The organism is Stenotrophomonas maltophilia, from assembly GCF_013464485.1.
GTDB classification, from domain to species: domain Bacteria; phylum Pseudomonadota; class Gammaproteobacteria; order Xanthomonadales; family Xanthomonadaceae; genus Stenotrophomonas; species Stenotrophomonas maltophilia_AW.
Window position 1 is genome coordinate 127,335 of the sequence record NZ_RAUX01000016.1, and the last position, 19,286, is coordinate 146,620.

Sequence of the window (19,286 nt, forward strand, 5' to 3'; positions counted from 1 at the left end):
GGGATGTCCTCGATATGCGCCAAGCGTACGCTGGCCATTCCCCCACGTACACCTGCACGCGTGAACTATCTCTTCCCGATCCTCGCCTGCCTTCTGTGGGGCGCGAACACCATCGTGACCAAGCTTGCTTCGGGCTCGGTCGGTCCCATCGATATCGGCTTCTTCCGTTGGCTGGTCGCGGCGGTGGTCCTGCTTCCGTTCGCGCTGCCGCGGCTGCGCGGCAATCTGCCGGCCGTACGCGCCAACCTCGGGCGCTTCCTGGTGCTGGGCTGCCTGGGTGGGGTGATGTACCAGTGCCTGGCCTACTATGCGGCGCACTTCACCTCGGCCACCAACATGGGGGTGATCCAGGCGCTGATTCCGCTGATCGCGCTGGCGCTGTCACGCGTGTTCATGGGCCATCCGGTGCGTGGTACTTCCATTCTTGGCGCGGTGATCTCCACTGCCGGCGTAGTGGCGGTGGTATCGCAGGGCGACCTGGCACGGTTGGCGGCGCAGGGCCTGAACCGCGGAGACGCGATCATGCTGATCGGCGCATTGGCCTTCGCCGCCTACAACGTGCTGATGCAGCGCTGGAAGATTCCGCTGTCGGTGCTGGAGTCGCTGTTCCTGCAGGCCACGGCGGCCTCGCTGATCCTGCTGCCACTGCAGTTGCTGGTTGGTACCGGGGTGAGCAATCTGACCGCCGTCGGTTGCATCGGCTTCGCGGCAGTCTGTGCCTCGATCCTGGCGCCGCTGACCTGGATGACCGGACTTTCACGCCTGGGCGCTGCGCGCGTCTCTGGCTTCTTCAACCTGGTGCCGATCGTGACCGCCGCGCTGGCCGTGCTGCTGCTGGGCGAATCACTCAGTGGCTGGGTACTGGGCGGTGGCCTGCTGGCGGTGTCCGGCGTGGTGTTCGCCGAGTATGGCGCCAGGCGCGCCGCTGCAGTGCCGAGCGAGCAGCCCGCATAGGGCTTCGGTCATGCGGGGTACGTGTCCCCGCTCAGCGCCTGTTCCACCCGCTGTTCCAGCGCGTCTGCATCATGGCCGCGTTTGCCCCGCAGGCTGAGATACAGCGAAAGCGGGTCAACCACATCGCCGATGCTGGTGAATGCCGGCGGATAGGCCCAGATCTGCAGCCGTGCGCTCTGGACGCAGTCCGGGTCGGGCATGGGAAGTGCACCCAGCAACCGCCACGCATCGATGTGCAGCGCGCGGGTGCCGCCGATCGCGGGCGGTGACGTGTCAGCAAGCGCATCGAGGCCCGCCGTCGGCGCCGGGTGCCCGGCATCGCGGAGCGCCTCGGCGGTCGGGCCCCAGCAGACATCCACTTCCTTCAGCACGGGGGAGCGCAGGAACGGTTGCGCCCTGGCCCAGACTTCGTCACGGTTGCCGGCCAGTCGCAGGAAGCGCTCGCGGCCGCCAGTGGAGCGTTCGACCAGGCCGCGACCGACCAGTTCGGCAGACAGGCGCGAGGCCGTCATCGATGTGTAGCCGGCGGTGGCGCTGATCTCGCGCGGTGACCACCAGCGCGATTGGCCGGTCAGCAGGACATGGATGAGCACCGCCTGTGCCGAAGGCAGCAGCGAGATGGCCTTCTTCTCGTGATCGGGCGCATCGCGGAACTCGATGGCCAGGCTGGGAGCGAACAGCTGGGCATGCGGAACCACGAAGTCGATGTGGTTCTCGACCAGGAAACGGCGCTGGGTCGGTGTGAGATGGGGCGAGACGTACAGCACCAGAGCATTCGCTGCGGAGCGCAGGCAGCGTACGTCCTGGATGACGCGGGTGCTGGATTCGCCCGGCTCGCGGGCAACGGCGAGCATCGCCGGCGTTTCGCCGTACAGCATCAGGCCTGCAAGGAGGTAGCGCGATGCCATCGCGTGTGGGATGGCATGCGATGGAGCAAGCGGGTGCACCGCCGAGGCGAGCCCGGGAAGAATCCTGCGCAGGTACCGCTGCGCGTCAGCGACCAGGTCGGTCAGGCCGGTGCGAACTGCCGTCGTCATCTCGTACTTCCCTTGCGGCGGCACGGTCGGAACATCGGGTCCCTGCCGCATCGCCGCATTCAGTGGTGAACCTGGAGACGGACGTGCAGTTTCGGGGCGCGTGGCATTCCATGCAGTCCTGCTCCTCAGCCGTCGTGACATCAGTGTTGCCGGAAATCTTGGAGATTCCGTCGAAGAACGATGGAGATTGGGTGGAGGCGGTGTGCATCGTGGCCGGCGGACTCCCCTTCCGCCGGCCACGTGCACGGAGTTGCCCGTCAGAAGCGCTGCGAATACTTCACATACACGGTGCGACCGATATCAAAGCCACCGTAGTAGGGGAAGGAGCTGGACGGCTTGGAGAACATGATCGGGCCCTGGTGGTTGAACACGTTGTTCGAACCCAGCGCCACGGTACCGTCCCATGGCAGCTTGTAGCTGACCTGGATGTCATGGAAGGCATTGGAGCCCACCTTGCGCAGGGCATCCGGTTCTCCGTAGGCGTAGCGATCGGGCAGCGAGCATGGACGGTTCGGCACGCAGCTTTCGGCCATGCCGGAGTAGTAGCGCACCGTGTACTGCGTGCTGAAGTTGCCAAGCTGCCAGTTCACACCCAGGTTCGAGCGCAGGCGGAAGATGCCCGGCCGGCCGATCCGGCCCATCATGATGGTGTCGCCGGCCGAGTTCTGGTTCTCCTCGTCGTACTTGGAGACATAGCTGTTCTGCAGGTCGAGGGTGAGGCGGCCGAACGAGAACTCTGGCAGACGGTAGTGGATGCCCAGATCCCAGCCTTCTGTCTCCATCGAGCCCAGGTTGGCCAGGCCGTAGAACATGCTGGTGATGTGGCCATCGCCAGCGCGCTTGATGCTGCCACAGCGCGAGGAATTACCGAGTACATAGCAATCGCGGAGGATGCGATCGACGCTGTCCTCGATGATCATGTTGGTGATCTTGTAGCTGTACCAGTCGAGATTGATGTCCAGGCCATCGACCCAGCGGGGGCTCCACACTACGCCCACCGTCTTGCTCTTGGACTCTTCCGGTCGCAGCTTCGCGTTGGAGCCGGTGGAGAATTCGTCGGGTGTGGCACAGGGATAGCTGGCGCAGGGCTTCAGGCTTTGGTTCAGCTGCTGGTATCCCAACGGGACGCCGGCGGCGTTGCAGGCGGCGTTGCCGTTGACGCTGTTGGTGGCGCCGGTACCGCAGGGATCGACATAGGTTTCGAAGCTGGTTCCCATTCCGCCATACAGGTCGGAAATGCTGGGCGCACGGAAGCCCTCCGCGAAGGTGCCGCGGATCATCAGCTCTTCAATCGGGCGCCAGGCGAAGCTGGCCTTGGAGTTGGTGGTGCTGCCGAAATTGCTGTAGTCCGAATAGCGCGTGGCCAGGTTCACGGTCAGTTCCTTGGCGAACGGAAGGTCACGCAGCACCGGCACGTTCACTTCGGCGAAGAACTCGTTCAGATCGTACTCGCCCGAGGTGGTGGACGCGCCAAGTGCAGTACTCTGGCGCGACTGGGCAAAGGCATCAGGTACGAAGCGACCCTCTTCCTTCCGGTACTGGTAGCCCAGCGCGACGGAAAGATCACCGGCAGGCAGTTCGACCATCGGCCCGGAGATATTGGCGAAGTAGCTGCGGGTCTTGGTGATGCCGGTGTCGTTGAACGTCGGGAACAAGAAGCGCTGCAGTTCGGGGTCGGAGAGAGAGCCAGCCCCCGCGACCCCGAACGGCAGCAAGGGATTCCAGGCCAGGCAGCCCGTGACCGGCGATGCCGCCGTGCCACACCGGGCCACACCGTTGGCATCGAGGTAGGAGGGCCCCAATGCCTGCCGGGAAGCGATCAGGCTCATGTCGCCACGGCCCGTTTTTGTGACCTCATTGCGGTTGAGCAGTGCGCCTACTTCCCAGTCGTAGGTCTTTGTCCCCAGCTCGAAGTAGCCGGAAAGGCTTGGTGCGATGCGCAGTGACTTCAACTTGCTCTCGGTGGTGCGCGGCACTTCCCAAAGGCGGCGATTGAACGCGATGCTGTGGTCGAGCGGGTTGAAGACGCTGGCCGCGTCCAGGGGCGTGCCGAACTTGGTCGACTGATACGGATAGCCCGCGATCTGCTGGTCGGTGGTGCGCTCGTTGTAGCCGATGTCGGCGGCGAACTTGATCTGGTCGGTCAGCGCGTAGTCCGTGCTGAGGAACAGCGAGCGACGCTCGATGCCGGTCTGCAGATGCATCTGCTCGTTGCCGTTGGCGAACTCGGCCGGCGTGATCGGGTGGTAGTCGTTCGGATTCTTCGGGTCGCCGCCGCGGTTGAGCGTCTTGAACACCGCGTCACCGGTGTTGCACTTGTAGATCGCGGGGTCGCACCACGAACCGTTCTGGCTGATGTTGCTCCAGTCCGCGCCCGGGTAGTTCGGTCCTGCGCCGCCATGGCGTGAGAACTCGCGGTCACGGGCGAACACCGGGTCCGACTTCTGGTATTCCAGTGCAAGGGTGTAGCCACCGCGTTCGCCGCGGGCACCGGTGACCAGCGAGAACGTGCTGTCCTTGCCATCACCTTGGCTGAACTGCCCGTGCTGCATGGACACTTCCATGCCTTCGTAGTCCTTGCGGGTAATGATGTTGACCACGCCGGCGATCGCATCCGAACCGTACAGCGAGGACGCGCCATCCTTCAGTACATCGATGCGTTCCACCGCGCTCATTGGGATCTGGCTCAGGTCCTGCAGGCCGCTAGTGGTCGCGCCCAGGCGCTTGCCGTTGACCAGCACCAGCGTGCGCGTGGCGCCCAGGTTGCGGATGTCCACGTAGTAGCCGCCGACATTCTCGCCGGACGACAAAGCGCGTGCACGGGAGATCGCCGGTGCACCCGTAGAGGTCAGGTTCTGCAGAAGGTCGGCAATGGTGGTGAAACCCTGTTGCTCAATCATCGTGCGCGTGATGGCGATGATGGGTTGCTGTGTCTCGATATCCACGCTGCGGATGGCCGAGCCGGTAACCTGGATGCGATCCAGGTTTTTCGGTGACGTGTCCCCATCATCCTGCGCATGCGCGGACGGAGACCAGGTAGCGGCCAGGGCCGTGCCAACCGCGAGGGAAAGCAGGGTGTACTTGTAGTGCATTTGGCTCTCTCCAAATCCAGTTGAATGGGTTTCGTGCATCGCTGCGTGGAAACCGATCTGAAACTCCGCTGTGCGGAATCGGAAGGAACCTAACACTCCGTTTACATCTCGATTACGTTATGGACGCGTTATCTTCTCGCGATGCACACGGCACCTTTCCACGGGGCCTGCACGAATCCTCTACGCGCACGAATGCGGCCATGCATCAGCCTGCCTGTGCATCGCCCGCAGACAGAAGAGGAGACGCTTGATGAATCGCCCGGAGAAACCGAAGCCTACTTGGCGGCAGCGTCATGTTCTGCTGCTTGCACTGGCCATTGCATTGCTCGTGGCGCTGATCATCGTCATCGCGCCATGGTGAAGCGATGCGGTCATGCTCATTTTCCGTGAACGGAAGCGCGCAGGTGGATGAAAGAGTCAGGGGGCGTTGATGGTGGTGATGCATGCATCAATCCACGCTCACCCAGCCGGCACGCACGAGTCGCCACAGTGGTGTCGAAGGCAACGCAGTCGCGCTGTCATTCCCCACAGACATTCGAGCACACAGGAGCGATTCCATGAGCACCCAGTCCACCATCGAACATCGCCTCAACGACCTGATCGAGATCGCCCGCGATGGCAAGTCGTTCTACGAAGAAGCTGCAACCAAGGTGAAGGACGCGGAGTTGTCGGCCCTGTTCACCCGCATCGCCGGCGTCAAGGGACGCATCGTGGCAGCGCTGAGCGGTTCGGTGGCTGCCAGCGGCGGCAAGCCGGCCGAGCACGGCACCGTGGTCGGCTCGATGCAGCAATTCTACGGCAAGGTGCGCGCGGCTTTCGGCGATACCAACTATGGCTATGTGGCCGAGCTGGAAGAATCCGAAGACCGTCTGCTGGGCGCGTTCAGGGATGTGCTGAAGGACAATGAGCTGCCGCCGGCAGTGCGTCAGGAAGTTACCCAGCTTCTGCCCGAAGTGCAGGAGTGCCACAACGTGATGCGCGCGCGCAAGCATGCGATGAAGGCGGCTTGATCGTTATCGGCGGCTTTCTCCCCGGGGCGCCAACGGCCGGGGCAGCAGCGCTGCCCCGGTCAACTTCAGCGAAGGTGCTGGCATGAGCACTGCCCAGGCCATGCGCGACTGCTACACTTGCGCCACCCGCACCTGCAATCCATGGGCAGCATGAACAACGGGAACGGTCCGCAGACAGTTCGCTGAGCCGCAACAACGATGCAGACGTTGTTGCGGTGATCATCCCTGCGATGCACGCAAAGTGGATGGACCACCGCCGGATTCACTCTGGGCGGAGACTCCCCATGTTCAATCGACAGGCCCCGCGTTGGGCCCACCCGCTGCCATCGGCCATTGCGCTGATGGCACCGTTCGACCTCCTGGCTTCACTGGCCATGGATATCTATCTTCCCGTGGTACCTGTGATGCCCCAAGTGCTGCAGGCATCGCCGTCGCTGGTTCAACTCACTTTGAGCATCTACCTGCTGGTGCTCGGTCTGGGCCAGTTGGTGTTCGGCCCGCTGTCGGACCGCTTCGGGCGGCGGCCGGTGTTGCTGCTGGGTGCGCTGCTGTTCGCCATGGGGTCGTTCGCGCTGGCGCTGTCCAGCAGCGGCGCGTCATTCCTGGCCTGGCGCACCGTGCAGGCGATGGGCGCCTCTGCAGCGTTGGTGGCGACCTTCGCCACGGTACGTGATGTATATGCGGATACGGCCGAAGGCGCATCGTTGTACGGGCTGTTCGCTTCGATGTTGGCCTTCGTGCCTGCACTGGGGCCGATCCTCGGCGCACTGCTGGCAGGAGCGCTCGGCTGGCGCGCGATCTTCGTGCTGCTGGGCGTGCTGGGCACGATTGCCGGCATGCGTGCGGTATGGCACTGGCAGGAAACCCGGGTGAAGTATCTTGGCGCGCCGCGTCCCGCGCTGCGGCGCATTCTCGGCAGCGGCACGTTTTGGGTATACACACTGGGTTTCAGTGCGGGAATGGGGGCGTTCTTCGTGTTCTTCTCCATCGCTCCCCGGTTGCTGGTCGGGCGCATGCAGTACTCGCCGCTGTCCTTCAGTCTGGCCTTCGCCACGGTGGCACTGGTGATGATCTTCACCGCGCGGATGGCAACGGTGTTCCTTGCGCGATGGGCGATGCGCGGTACGTTCCTGCGGGGCCTGTGGGTGATGGTGGCCGCAGTGCTGCTGATGGCATTGGCGGCGGCGTGGCCACCGTCCTTCATCGGGGTGGTGGTGCCGATGTGGGGCATCGCGGTAGGTCTGGTAATGGTTGTGACGGTGGCTGCGAGTGGCGCCCTGCGTGATTTCGCCGACGTGTCAGGTACGGCGGTTGCGCTGTACTACGCCGTACAGAGTGTGATCGTGGCGGGTGTTGGTACGCTGGCCACCGAGGTGCTGCCGGGCGACACAGTGTGGCCCCTGGTGACCTACGGGTTGCTGTTGCCACTGGCCACTCTGTTGGGGGCAGCTGCACTGCGTCATCGCAGCTAGCGCTGGGCACTGGGCAAAAAAAGGGGGCGGCCGCGAGGCCGCCCCAATGCGTCAAGAGAGCAAGCCTCGGGTACTAGAAGCGGACGGACCACCGCGCATTGGCGCCATGGTCGCGGCTTTCACTGCCGAACTGGCCGCTGTAGCCCAGCTCCAGCTGCTGGCGCGGGGTCAGCCACGCCGACAGGCCGAGCTCGGCCACCACGGCGTTGTCGGCAATCGGTGCGCCCTCCACCGGGAAGGAGCTGCTGCTGTTGGCGAAGGCCAGGTTGGCTACCTGGCGGCGGTCGCCGGTAGCGCGGCGATAGCCCACCCCACCACGCAGGTGCAGCCAACTGTCCTGCTGGAACGATGCTTTCAGGCCCTTGTCGAAGCGCAGTCCAGCGGTCGCAATGGTGGTGGCGGTGTTATCCACCTTGCCGTGCAGGGCTGCCGCACCACCGCGTTCGTTGATCTGCTTCATGTCTACTTCCACTCGGGCGACCTGCAGATAGGGTTCCAGGCCGCCTTCTGCGGTGCCGAACCGGTATCCGCCTTCGATGAAGGCCTGGCGGGTATGTGCGTTGTAGCGTGCGCTCAGGCTGTCGCTGAAACCGGCAAAGGCAACATCACGCGTGCTCTTCACTTCGTTGCGGCTCCATGCCACGCCGCCGCGCAGGCCGAAGCCGCCCCAGTTGTGGCCGGCGTAGGCACCGAAGTGCGTGTTGTCGATCTTCGACCTGGCACGTCGCTCCTGCTGCTTCACATCAGTGCGGCCCGTACCGACCAGCACGCCGATCTGCCAGCCACCGAACTCGTGGTCGAGGCCGACCAGCACGCCATTGCTGTTGGCATCGGTGCGCGCGGTGTTGCTGTTGCCATCCAGCTTGCTGTTGCCGCCGAGGGCCTGGACCCAGGCGCCAGTGGCGTCACCCGCCTCGGATCCAGGCGAGGCTGCACCGGCACGGCGCGACAGTGCGGCGTCACGCACGTAGCGGCTGCCTTCCACCAGCGCCAGCGGCGTGGCGGCGTGCAGTTCGCCACTGAGGCCATCAAGCGCGCCACCTACCTGCTGTGGGAACAGCTGGGTCAGCGGCTTGGGCAGGCCCTGGTTGATCGCCAGCCGGTCGGCGGCCGAAGCGGCCGCGCGCTGGTTCGGCGTGGTGGCTGCACTGGCCAGTGAGGCGCCCCGCGCGACGTCGATGCGCGCGCCGTTGCTGGCATAGGCCAGGCTGAACTGCAGGAAGGGTGAGAACGCGCTGAAGTCGGTCCTGGCGAACTGGCCGCTGATGCCGCCGTCCGCGCGCAGGAAGCTGAACTGTTCGCCGAGGTAATACACGCCCGGCTCCGGCAGTGCGACCAGTGTGCCGCCGAGGGTGGCGGTGCCGGTGACGTGCAGCTGATCGCTGCGCCCGCCCGGCGCCAGTTCGGCGGCATAGACGCCGGTTGCACCCTGCACGTAGTTGCCATCGATGGTGAGCGTGCCGATCGAATTGCCGGGTGCGATGATGCCCTCGACGTGGGTGGTGCCCAGCGTACCGATACCCTTCAGCAGGCCGCTGGCGCCGACCGTGGTGGTGCCGCCGGTCTGCGTGCCGTTGAAGGACACCACGCCGCCGTTGACGGTCAGGTTGCTGTCCTTCAGCAGGCCACTGCTGCTGACCATGCTTACGCCTCCGGTGGTGCTCAGTGCGGTGGAGACCAGGCCGCCGTTGAGCAGGAACTGGCCACCCTGCACCTCGACCGCCGAAGTCAGCGTGCTGGTGCCATTCATTTCCAGCGTGCCCTCGCGCAGCACCGCGCCATTGAAACTGTTGTCGCCACTCAGGCGAAGCCAGCCAATGCCGGACTTGGTCAGCTTGCCGGGGCCGCCGACGTCATTGGTCCAGTCGTCCCAGGCATCGCCTTCCCACACCTTGAGGCCACCGGCCTTCTGGTTCATCACCACGTCGGTGTCCACGCGCAGCGAGCCAAAGCCTTCGATGGCCTTGCGCAGGTCGACCATGCCCCAGCCGTATATTGGATCGATGCCTGCCGCACCGAGATCGCGCGCGGTGGTCAGCAGGACGTCGCGCACCTGGGCATTGTCCAGGTAGGGGAAGCGCTCCATCAACAGGCCGAGTGCGCCGGTGATGTGGGGGGCGGCCATGGAAGTGCCGGTCTTCCGGCCGTAGTCGTACGTGGGATTCTGGCTGCCGATCAGAAGACGGACGTAGTCTGCGGTCTTCTCCAGCCGTCCCTGGATGTCACCGGAAACGATGGTGCTCAGGATTGCCGTGCCGGGTGCGGAAATGCACCAGTTGGCGGCAGCGCCGCAGATGCTCGAGCCTGCGTTGATCACGTAGTCGGTTTCGCCATTGGCTGCATTGGGTTGGCGAACGTTGGCGACGGCCAGCCAGTAAGGCTCGATCTCCGGCTTCCAGCGCGGCAACGCCGCGGTGATGCCGGCAACGGCGCCGCTGCCATTGCCTGCCGACCAGACCTGGATCAACTGCGAAGCAGGGGCGTTCGCACTGTCCTTGTAGATGCTTCCGTATACGTCGTAGTCGGCACCGATGCGTGCGTACTGGGCATCCAGTGCGGCGACGGTCATGTTCCGGGTGGAGATGCCCCAGCTGTGATTGATGGCACGCACGCCTTGTGCCTGCAGCTGCGCGTACATGTCGAGCGTGGCTGCGTCGTCGGGATCGGTGCGATCGTTCAGCTTGGAGCGGTAGAAATTGTCCGGATCCAGACGCCAGGTGTAATAGGTGTCGCCGAATACGCGCGCCGTCGTCAGGTCGGCACCGAACGCGACTCCGTGCATGCCGGTTCCGTTGCGGTTGGCACCGATGGTGCCCAGTACGTGAGTACCGTGGTCGGCGTAGTTGAAACCGTTGGCGACGCCCAGCCCAATCAGACGTCTCACTTCGGATGTACTGATTCCACTGTCGAAATCGTAGTAGTTGATTCCCGGTTGATCACCCTGTGTCTGGCTGCACGCGCCGGTACCGCCGATGGTTCCTGGTGACGCGCAGTTCGGGCCGATGGTGATGCTGGAGGTGTTGCGGCCAGCGAATTCGGGGTGAGCCAGTGCCGAGCCGGTGTCGAACAGCGCCAGGCGCACGCCCTTGCCGGTCAGGCCGCGGGCATACGCGTAGTCGGCGCCCATCGCACCCAGTCCCCAGTCGGCGTTGAATTCATCGCTGCGCCAGCTGGCTGCATCACCCGCGTTGCCGAGCAGGGCGGTGCCGGTTGCCGCTGTCGTGGTGGCCGTCGGTACTGCAGGCACGCTGGCGGCGGGCTGTGCCCAGGCTGCTTGCAGCCGGCGCTGCTGCTGCCAGGTGTCGAGCGGTTCACTGGCGATGGCGGGCAGGGCCGTGGCCAGCAACAGGGAACTGGCCACGGCCAGCGCCAGGCGGCTGTGCAGCGGGGAACGGGAGTGGGACGAACGGCCGTGCAGCGGGTGATTCATCGGACAACATTCCTTGGTTGACGGACAACAAAGCCGTTAACCCCACAGCGCGCCCATCACCCCCAGTGATGTGAAGGAATTTTTATGAACAGGTTAAGAGAGTGTGACGCAAGCATTCACCTGACCTCCCGGGTGCCTCGCTAACGTGAGCCGGCCTGGGCTCACCAGGCTTATCAAGGAGTGATGGTGATGCGTACTTTCAGGAAAATGATCGCCGGTGCCGTGTTCGCTTTGGCCTGCAGCGGTTCGGTGGCTGTGGCCGGGCCGATTCAGCCCTGCGATCTTCCCTGCTGGAAGGCTTACCAGGCCTGTATGTCTGGGGGCGGTGATGCCATGGAATGCCAGTACGAATACGACCGCTGCATCATGGATCGCTGCGGCGCCGTATAGGCCCGGCTCTGCCGGGTTGTTGTCGAGCCCCGTCACTGACGGGGCTTTTCTGTCCCAGGAAGCACAGCCTGCACCGATGAGGTAGTGTCCATCTTCCTTGGAGCGGGCAGCATCGTCATGGCCGTCAAACGCATCGTCGCCAACATCGCCACACCAGAACCGGAACGGGCTGCAGTCTTCTATGGCGATCTGCTTGGCATGCCGGTGGTGATGGACCACGGCTGGATCGTCACCCATGGCGGGCAGGGCAGTGCGCTGGCACAGGTCAGCTTTGCCAGCGAAGGAGGCTCGGGTACCGCAGTGCCGGACCTGTCGATCGAGGTGGACGACCTGCAGCAGGTGCTGGAGCGCATGCGGGCGGCCGGCATCGCGCTGGAATATGGCCCGGTAGACGAGCCCTGGGGCGTGCGCCGCTTCTTCGTCCGCGATCCGTTCGGGCGATTGTTGAACATCCTCGCTCATACCTGAGCGGGGCGGGCTGCCTCAGCGGCGCTTGCCGCCGCCCGCGGTGGCCTGTGGCACGCCGACCATGCGCAGGCAGTCGGCAACCACGGCGGCGATGAAGGCGTCGGCATCTTCTGCGGGTGCCGCGATCAGATCATCGGTGGCGCCGTGCACGCCGGCGTAGATCAACGAGGCGGTGATCCGTGGCGCAGGCAACTGCCACAAGCCGCCAGCGATGCCCGCTTCGAGGATGTCCAGCAACTGCTGCTGGATCGCGTTGCGCTCGGCATTGCCACGCTGGTGGTGATGATGGTTGGCGTACACCACGTCGTGCAGCGCATGGGTGCGCACGTAGAGCTCGATGTTGGCGCGGATCCATGCGCGCAGGCGGGCCGCGGCATCGTCGGCAGGGTGCTGTTGCACGGCCTGATCGACCTCTTCCATGAACTGCCGCGTGTAGCGCTGCGCAAGTGCCTGCAGGATCTCGGTGCGCGAGGCGAAGTAGGTATAGAAGGTACCTTTGGCCACGTCGGCGGCGGCGACGATGTCGCTGATGGTGGTGGCATCCACGCCCTGCGACAGGAACAGCGCCTGCGCGGCGTCCATCAGTTCCTCCAGGCGGGTTTCAGCGGGCTTGGTGCGAGGCTTGGGGGCAGCTGGGGTCTGCATGGTGGGCGGGTCCGGGTCTGACGGTCGCCATTCTAGCCATCCTTCGATGTTGACTGACCGTCAGTCATTGACCGACGGTCAGTCAGTGGCTACGATGCGCGCACGTCCTCTCCCGGGATCCATGCATGCAACGCTTCCAACGGCCGGCGCTGGTGCTGGCGGCCTACCTCGGCACGTTCCTCGCCTCGCTGGACATCAGCATCGTCAACGTCGCCCTGCCGACCCTGCAGCAGGCACTGCGGACCGACATGGCAGGGCTGCAGTGGGTGATCAACGCCTACGCGATTGCACTGTCGGCGCTGATGCTGTCGGCGGGCCCACTGGGGGATCGTCACGGCCATCGGCGGATGTGGCTGATCAGCGTCGCCACCTTCACCCTGGGGTCGCTGCTGTGCGCCTGCGCCGAACATCTTTCGACCCTGGTGGCAGGGCGCGCGGTGCAGGGTGTGGCCGGTGCGCTGTTGATTCCCAGTGCGATGCCGATCCTCAGTCATGCATTTCCCGATCCACGCCGGCGTGCCCGCGCGATCGGTGGGTGGTCCGCGTTCAGTGCACTTGCGCTGGTGCTCGGCCCGTTGTTGGGGGGATTGCTGGTGCAGCATGCCGGTTGGCCCAGCATCTTCCTGATCAACCTGCCATTGGGCGTGCTGGCACTCGCGCTCGGTGCCTGGGGCATTCCAGAGCGGCGGCACCCGCAGCACGCCGCGCTGGATCCGGCCGGGCAGCTCCTCAGCATCGTTGCGTTGGGTGCATTGAGCTATGGCTTGATCGCGATCGGTGAGTACGGCCTGTGGGCACCATTGACCGTGTCGGCCCTCGGCGTCGCGGGCGCCGGCCTGGTCATGTTCGGTTTCGTCGAGCGCCGGGTCGCGCGCCCACTGTTGCCGCTGGACCTGTTTGCCGATCGCCGCTTCGGCATGCTCAACCTGGCCTCCTTCGCGTTGGGCTTCACTGCCTATGCGAGCCTGTTCTTCCTGTCGTTGTTCTTCCAGCAGGCACAGGGGCACAACGCGGCACTGGCGGGGTCACAACTGGTGCCACAGTTCCTGTTGATGGGTGCCGTCTCGTTGTTGTTCGGGCGCCTGGTCACACGCGTGGGGCTGCAGGTCGCGCTGGTACTGGGCTATGCGCTGAGCGGGGTGGCGTTGTGTGCGATGGCCACGTTTGCGCCGCATACCTCCGCTGCCCATGCAAGCATGCTGCTGATGCTGCTCGGTATCGGAATGGGGCTGGCGGTACCCGCGACCGGCATGGCGGTGATGGCCTGCGTACCGGCCGAACGCGCGGGCATCGCCTCGGCCACGATGAACGCGCTGCGCCAGGCGGGCATGAGCCTTGGGATCGCGCTGCTGGGCAGCCTGATGGGCCTGCGCGCCGTGCAGCAGTTCGCGGCATCTGCGAACGCCGCAGGGCAGCAGGCGCTGGCCATGCAGGCGCGCGATCTCATCCTGCACCCGGCTTCGGCGAACCCCGCGCCGAACGCGCTGGCGTGGTACCGCAGTGCAATGGCCAGTGGTTTTGGCTGGGCAATGGCACTGGCCGGCGCGCTGGCCCTGCTCACAGCCCTCGGCCTGCAGCGGCAGCGCGGCTCTTCCTGACAGCGCAGCGTTCAGCCCTGCTGGCGGTGCGGATCCTTGGCCGCGTGCTCGATCTGCTGCTGTTGCTGGCGTGCATTGGCGTGACGTGCGTGCCCGCCCTCGCGGCCAATCGCGGCCATGTGCTGTCGATCGCGGCTGATTGCCTCGCCGCCCTTGCGGCCTGCGGCACGTGCTTCGTCGGGGCTGAATTCATGTGCGTTGCCGGATGCGTGGGCGGCGCGTCCGCCCTTGGCGGCGATGGCGCGCTGCTTGTCCTGGTCCATCGCGGCGAAGCCACGGTTGGAACTGCGCGGGGTCTGGTCAGCCATGTGAAGTCTCCTGCGGAGTGGGCGTCGCCGTCGACGACGACAGCCGCCATGCTTGGCCATCGCGCGCTAAGTCCAGGTCGCCATCGCTGCGCTGCTCTTCACGCGGCCTGCGCACGCGGTTGATGGCGCGGCTGGCTGAGCGGCATTGCCGTGGCGGCGGCCAACGCTGCTGCAGCGAGGGCGGCACTCAGTAGTACCGTTCTGCGTCGTCAGGATGAACGCACAGTTGCAGCTGGGCCCTATCGCAGACGACATGCGGCGTGCCTAGAATCGAACCATCCCGGTAGTTCCCGGGCGCTTCGAGTGAATGGACTCAATGAAGATTCTGTTGACCGGCAGTTCCGGGCGGATCGGGCGCGCGATCTTCGGTGCGTTGGCCGCTGCCCATGAAGTGGTGGGTCTGGATCGCAGCCCGTTTGCCACCACGCGCATCATTGCCGATGTCACCGATCGTCAGGCGGTTGCGCGGGCAGTACAGGGGGTTGATGCAGTCATCCATACCGCGGCATTGCATGCCCCGCATGTCGGCCTGGTGCCGGATGCGGTGTTCCAGCAGATCAACGTGGACGCCACCGGGCACCTGTTGCAGGCGGCGCGCGAGGCCGGTGCACGGCGCTTCGTGCTGACCAGCACCACCGCGCTGTACGGCCATGCGGTGGTGGCAGGAGGATGCCGCTGGATCGATGAGGATACCGAGCCGTTGCCGCGAACGATCTACCACCGCAGCAAGCTGCAGGCCGAGGCATTGACCGAAGCCGCTGTGGCACCGGGATTCAGCGTGCGCGTGCTGCGCATGGGCCGATGCTTCCCGGAGCCGCCGGAGCGCATGGCGATGTTCCGCCTGCACCGTGGTATCGATGCCCGCGATGTGGCCAGCGCCCATGCCGCGCTGCTGCATGATGAGGGCGCGGCGTTCGCCCGCTACATCGCCTGCGCCGCGACGCCGTTCCGGCGTGAGGACTGCCTGGAACTGGCGACCCAGCCGCGCAAGGTGCTGGCCCGGCGTGCCCCGCAGTTGCTGGCAGAGTTCGAGCGACGTGGCTGGCCGCTGCCAATGAGCATCGACCGCGTCTACGACAGCGCGCGCATGCGCAGCGTGCTGGGGTGGCATCCGCGCTTCGGCCCGGACGACGTACTGCAGCAGTACGCCGTGGGCAGCATCGAGGTGTTGCCACGGGCGGAGTGGATCAAGGACAGGGTGGCCGAATAGCACGGCAACGGGACGGAGTGCCGTCCCGACCCTGAGCGGATTCAGGAATGTGCAGGCCGGCCCGCCTCAACCTCGGTGGCAATTGGCCGCTAACCCGGTGCGCTTCCAGCGCCGGGCATGGCCCGGCGGCTGGTGGCATGCGCGACGGATCGCGCGCCTGCACGGTGCCCTCGCGGTACCGGTTGTCCTGAACTGCCTTGCGGATCCTTCCATGCCTTCTTCCCGTTCCGCCGCTGCCCGCCGTCCGGGCAGCATCGCCCATAAACTGATGCTGGGTACCGCCGTCATCGCGCTGCTGTGCTTCGGCCTGACCGCGTTCCTGATCTACCGCCAGGCCAGCACCAGCCTGATCGATGCCTCGCGGCAGACCATGACCAGCGAGGCCAACGCCGAAGCGCGCCAGGTCGCGGCGGACCTGGGCACCGCGTTCGCCAGCAACGATGCCATGGTCGAAGCCGTGCTGGCCCAGCGTGCACGTGGCGAGGTGCCTGACCGCGCCAGCCTGGCTGCGGTACTGGGCGAACAGCTGCGTACCCACCCGGAATGGCTGGGCAAGAGCACCATGTGGGAAGCCGATGCCTTCGATGGCAAGGATGCGGAGTTCGCCAATACCGAGATGCATGACGGCACCGGTCGGTACATGAGCTACTGGGCCTGGCACGACGGCAAGCCGCAGCAGTCGACGATGACCGATTACACCGAGGCCGCCGATGGTTCGGCCGACTGGTACGTGGTGCCCAGCCGCGACAAGCTGCCCAAGGTCAGCGAACCCTACGCCTACGACATTGCCGGGCAGCAGGTGCTGATGAGCACGTTGAGCTCGCCCATCGTCGAGAACGGTGCGTTCCTGGGTGTGTTCACCGTCGATTTTTCACTCGCGGCACTGCAGAAGCATCTGGCCACGCTGAAGCCGATGGGGGCCGGTCGTGTGGAGCTGCTTTCGCCCAACGGCGTGGTGCTGGCGTCGGCGAACGCTGCGGAGATCGGCAAGCCGCGCAACGACGCATTGACCCGCAGCATGCTGGCCGACATCGCCGCCGACCGCAGGTTCGAAGCTTTTATTCCGGATGCGGCGGGCAACGTGCGTGTGTATGTGCCGCTGCGCGTTGGCGATGCACCGCAGCGCTTTGCGTTGGGGGTGGTGATGCCGCATGCGGTGATCGTGGCCGAGGCACGCCAGTTGCTGTGGCTGACACTGCTGGTTGGTGTGGTGGCTGCCTTGACCCTGAGCGCAGGTGTCTATGTGCTGCTGCGTCGTTTGGCAATCCGCCCGCTGGCCGAAGCGGTGCGAGTGGCCGGCGACGTCGCCGCCGGCAAGCTGGACAGCACGCAGCCGGCACGCAGCAACGACGAAGTAGGCCGCTTGCTGGAGGCAATGCAGGGCATGCGCGGCCAACTGCAGGCAGTGATGGCGGCGCAGGCGGAGATGGCGCGCCGCCACGATGCAGGCGAAATCAGCTATCGCATGGATGCCAGCGCGTTCCCGGGCGAGTATGGCCGCATGGTGGCCGACAGCAACCAGCTGGTGGCCTCCAGCAACGCCGTCACCCAGCGCCTGGTCGAGGTGATGCAGCGCTATGCCGTAGGTGATCTCAGCGTGGACATGGACGCCCTGCCGGGTGAGAAGGCAGTTTTCACCGCCGCGATGGCCACGACCAAGAGCAACCTGGCCGCGATCAATGAGCAGATCCAGCAGTTGGCCGCCGCCGCCGCCGCCGGTGACTTCGCCGTGCGCGGCGATGCCCAGCGCTTCGATCACGATTTCCGTCGCATGGTGGAGACCCTCAACATCATGATGCAGGTCAGCGACAACAACCTGGCCGAACTGTCGACGTTGCTGCGCGCGATTGCCGCCGGTGACCTCAGCGCGCGCATGCAGGGCGATTTCCATGGCGTATTCGCAGTGATGCGCGATGATGCCAACAGCACCGTGCAGCAGTTGACCCAGATCGTCGGCCAGATCCAGCAGTCGGCCGCCAGCATCCGCCTGGCGGCAGGCGAGATCGCCGCCGGCAACAGCGACCTCTCGCGCCGTACCGAGCAGCAGGCCGCCAATCTGGAAGAAACGGCTGCATCGATGGAGGAACTGACCTCTACCGTTCGCCAGAACGCCGACCACGCCGTGCAGGCCAATACCCTGGCGGGTTCCGCAGCGGGCGTGGCCAGCGAAGGTGGTCAGGTTGTCAGCCAGGTGGTGCAGACCATGGAACAGATCGAAGCATCATCTCAGCGCATCGCCGAGATCATCTCGGTGATTGATGGCATCGCGTTCCAGACCAACATCCTTGCGCTGAACGCGGCAGTGGAAGCCGCGCGCGCCGGTGAGCAGGGCCGCGGCTTTGCCGTGGTCGCAAGTGAAGTCCGCGCACTGGCCCAGCGCTCGGCGGGTGCAGCAAAGGAGATCAAGGAGCTGATCGATGCCTCGGTGGCACAGGTGGGTGCGGGCGCAGAGCTGGTGCACGGTGCCGGCCGCACCATGCAGGAGATCGTCGGCCAGGTGGGCCGGGTGAACGAGATCATGGCCGAGATTTCGGCCGCGTCCCGCGAGCAGTCGGCAGGTATCGAGCAGGTGAACCATACCGTGGTGCAGATGGACGAGACCACTCAGCAGAACGCTGCGCTGGTGGAGGAGGCCAGCGCAGCAGCGCGTGCCATGGAAGAGCAGGCCGAGCAGCTGGCGGTTGCCGTATCGCGCTTCCGCCTGCAGTCGGGGCCGGTGGCGGTGGCACGCCGCGCGGCCTGAACTCCGGAAATGAAGACGCCCGGCGGGGGCCGGGCGTCGGTCGCATCCTTGCCGCGCATCCCTGCGCTGGTCTGATGGCTCAGAACATTCCTTCAAACGGGTTCCAGCTGATCCGACCCTCCGCCTTCTCCAGGTAGTAGCTGTAGTTGGTACTGGAGGCGACCAGCAGATTCATGGCGATGAACAGCACGCGCCCGACGATGTCGGGAAGGAACATGCTGACGATGGCCAGCACGACACTGATGCCGATCACCACCAGCGCCTTGCGCCACATGCCCAGGATGAGCAGGTAGATGGCACCGAAGAACAACGCGAAGAAGTTCAGGTTGATCTTCAGGCGGTCACCGAAGGACAGCGCCTTCCAGGCCTGCTTGAAGCCGGGATTCTTCGGGGCGCCGTGCTGGCGGAAGAAGTTGAACCGGAACTGCCACTTCGGGCTGAACTGGGACAGGTCAGTGGTATTCATGGGGAACATCCCTGTGAGAAAACGTTTTCATGATAGGGCATGTCCTATTCAGTATCCAAATGCCACCGTCAAAAATGTGACGCTCGCCCTGTTCCGGGCGCTGCGCCTGCATGTCGCACCGTCACCCACCCGCCTTGTTTTTAGGATAGGGTGCGCAGTTCCGCTGCCGCCCCAGCTGAATCCGTGCGGCGGCGGGATGTCCATGGAGGTTGCATGACCACACCTGCTACACCGGAAAACGCACCGGGACCGGTGCTCCTGCCGACACCTGAAGTGGTGCAGGCACAACAACTGCTCGCACGCCAGCAACTGGCGGTGGCAATGGACCGTGCACGCACGGCCGTAACGCAGAATGCGGCACCTGCCGCTCTGGAAAGCGAGTAATCCGCAACACCGCCGATAATCCGCAACACCGCCGATCGCGCTGGCGTGCTGCCAGCGCGATCGCGGCGCGCACCTCAGG

General features: G+C 65.1%; 15 protein-coding genes. 9 read left to right on the plus strand and 6 right to left on the minus strand.

Annotated features, from left to right (window positions below):
* The first annotated feature begins 3 nt into the window (after positions 1 to 3).
* On the plus strand, positions 4 to 954 hold the full coding sequence (locus tag D7Y61_RS08170; RefSeq protein ID WP_180865857.1) for a DMT family transporter: 951 nt from the start codon (positions 4 to 6) through the stop codon (positions 952 to 954).
* Between the two features lie 8 nt (positions 955 to 962).
* On the opposite strand, the gene D7Y61_RS08175 is transcribed toward D7Y61_RS08170, so the two are convergent.
* Positions 963 to 1,991, minus strand: coding sequence for a hypothetical protein (locus tag D7Y61_RS08175; RefSeq protein WP_180865858.1), 1,029 nt, complete (start codon positions 1,989 to 1,991; stop codon positions 963 to 965).
* A 257-nt stretch (positions 1,992 to 2,248) separates the two neighbouring features.
* Positions 2,249 to 5,083: a TonB-dependent receptor plug domain-containing protein gene (locus D7Y61_RS08180; protein WP_180865859.1), complete on the minus strand. Its 2,835-nt coding sequence runs from the start codon at positions 5,081 to 5,083 to the stop codon at positions 2,249 to 2,251.
* A 557-nt stretch (positions 5,084 to 5,640) separates the two neighbouring features.
* Here D7Y61_RS08180 and D7Y61_RS08185 point away from each other — a divergent pair.
* Positions 5,641 to 6,093, plus strand: a complete 453-nt coding sequence (locus tag D7Y61_RS08185) for a PA2169 family four-helix-bundle protein (protein ID WP_180865860.1) — start codon at positions 5,641 to 5,643, stop codon at positions 6,091 to 6,093.
* Positions 6,094 to 6,377: 284 nt separating this feature from the next.
* Positions 6,378 to 7,565: a CmlA/FloR family chloramphenicol efflux MFS transporter gene (gene cml / locus D7Y61_RS08190; protein WP_180865861.1), complete on the plus strand. Its 1,188-nt coding sequence runs from the start codon at positions 6,378 to 6,380 to the stop codon at positions 7,563 to 7,565.
* A gap of 73 nt (positions 7,566 to 7,638) precedes the next feature.
* Here the strand turns inward: cml and D7Y61_RS08195 are convergent, their stop codons facing one another.
* Positions 7,639 to 10,995: an autotransporter domain-containing protein gene (locus D7Y61_RS08195; protein WP_180865862.1), complete on the minus strand. Its 3,357-nt coding sequence runs from the start codon at positions 10,993 to 10,995 to the stop codon at positions 7,639 to 7,641.
* Between the two features lie 189 nt (positions 10,996 to 11,184).
* Here D7Y61_RS08195 and D7Y61_RS08200 point away from each other — a divergent pair, with 189 nt between their 5' ends.
* Both D7Y61_RS08200 and D7Y61_RS08205 read left to right on the plus strand, forming a co-directional pair.
* A complete protein-coding gene (locus D7Y61_RS08200) occupies positions 11,185 to 11,385 on the plus strand; it encodes a hypothetical protein (protein ID WP_180865880.1) in 201 nt (66 codons plus the stop codon).
* Between the two features lie 117 nt (positions 11,386 to 11,502).
* A complete protein-coding gene (locus D7Y61_RS08205; protein ID WP_180865863.1) occupies positions 11,503 to 11,853 on the plus strand; it encodes a VOC family protein in 351 nt (116 codons plus the stop codon).
* A gap of 15 nt (positions 11,854 to 11,868) precedes the next feature.
* Here the strand turns inward: D7Y61_RS08205 and D7Y61_RS08210 are convergent, their stop codons facing one another.
* On the minus strand, positions 11,869 to 12,498 hold the full coding sequence (locus D7Y61_RS08210) for a TetR/AcrR family transcriptional regulator (RefSeq protein WP_180865864.1): 630 nt from the start codon (positions 12,496 to 12,498) through the stop codon (positions 11,869 to 11,871).
* A 125-nt stretch (positions 12,499 to 12,623) separates the two neighbouring features.
* Here D7Y61_RS08210 and D7Y61_RS08215 point away from each other — a divergent pair, with 125 nt between their 5' ends.
* The gene (locus tag D7Y61_RS08215; protein ID WP_180865865.1) at positions 12,624 to 14,096 is read left to right on the plus strand and encodes an MFS transporter; all 1,473 of its coding nucleotides are present in this window, start codon (positions 12,624 to 12,626) and stop codon (positions 14,094 to 14,096) included.
* Between the two features lie 11 nt (positions 14,097 to 14,107).
* Here D7Y61_RS08215 and D7Y61_RS08220 read toward each other — a convergent pair whose 3' ends face one another.
* Positions 14,108 to 14,404 carry a KGG domain-containing protein gene (locus tag D7Y61_RS08220; RefSeq protein ID WP_180865866.1) on the minus strand — a complete coding sequence of 99 codons (297 nt, stop codon included), beginning with the start codon at positions 14,402 to 14,404 and terminating at the stop codon, positions 14,108 to 14,110.
* A gap of 316 nt (positions 14,405 to 14,720) precedes the next feature.
* Here D7Y61_RS08220 and D7Y61_RS08225 point away from each other — a divergent pair, with 316 nt between their 5' ends.
* Together D7Y61_RS08225 and D7Y61_RS22695 are read left to right on the plus strand one after the other, a co-directional pair.
* Positions 14,721 to 15,614 carry an NAD-dependent epimerase/dehydratase family protein gene (locus D7Y61_RS08225; RefSeq protein WP_180865867.1) on the plus strand — a complete coding sequence of 298 codons (894 nt, stop codon included), beginning with the start codon at positions 14,721 to 14,723 and terminating at the stop codon, positions 15,612 to 15,614.
* A 211-nt stretch (positions 15,615 to 15,825) separates the two neighbouring features.
* Entirely contained in the window at positions 15,826 to 18,357 is a 2,532-nt protein-coding gene (locus D7Y61_RS22695; protein ID WP_180865868.1) for a methyl-accepting chemotaxis protein, read from the plus strand.
* A 79-nt stretch (positions 18,358 to 18,436) separates the two neighbouring features.
* On the opposite strand, the gene D7Y61_RS08235 is transcribed toward D7Y61_RS22695, so the two are convergent.
* Positions 18,437 to 18,823, minus strand: a complete 387-nt coding sequence (locus D7Y61_RS08235) for a DUF2628 domain-containing protein (protein WP_180865869.1) — start codon at positions 18,821 to 18,823, stop codon at positions 18,437 to 18,439.
* A 213-nt stretch (positions 18,824 to 19,036) separates the two neighbouring features.
* Between D7Y61_RS08235 and D7Y61_RS08240 the strand changes: the two genes are divergently transcribed.
* Positions 19,037 to 19,207 (plus strand): hypothetical protein, encoded by a 171-nt coding sequence (locus D7Y61_RS08240; protein ID WP_180865870.1) that lies wholly within the window; start codon positions 19,037 to 19,039, stop codon positions 19,205 to 19,207.
* Positions 19,208 to 19,286: the final 79 nt, after the last annotated feature.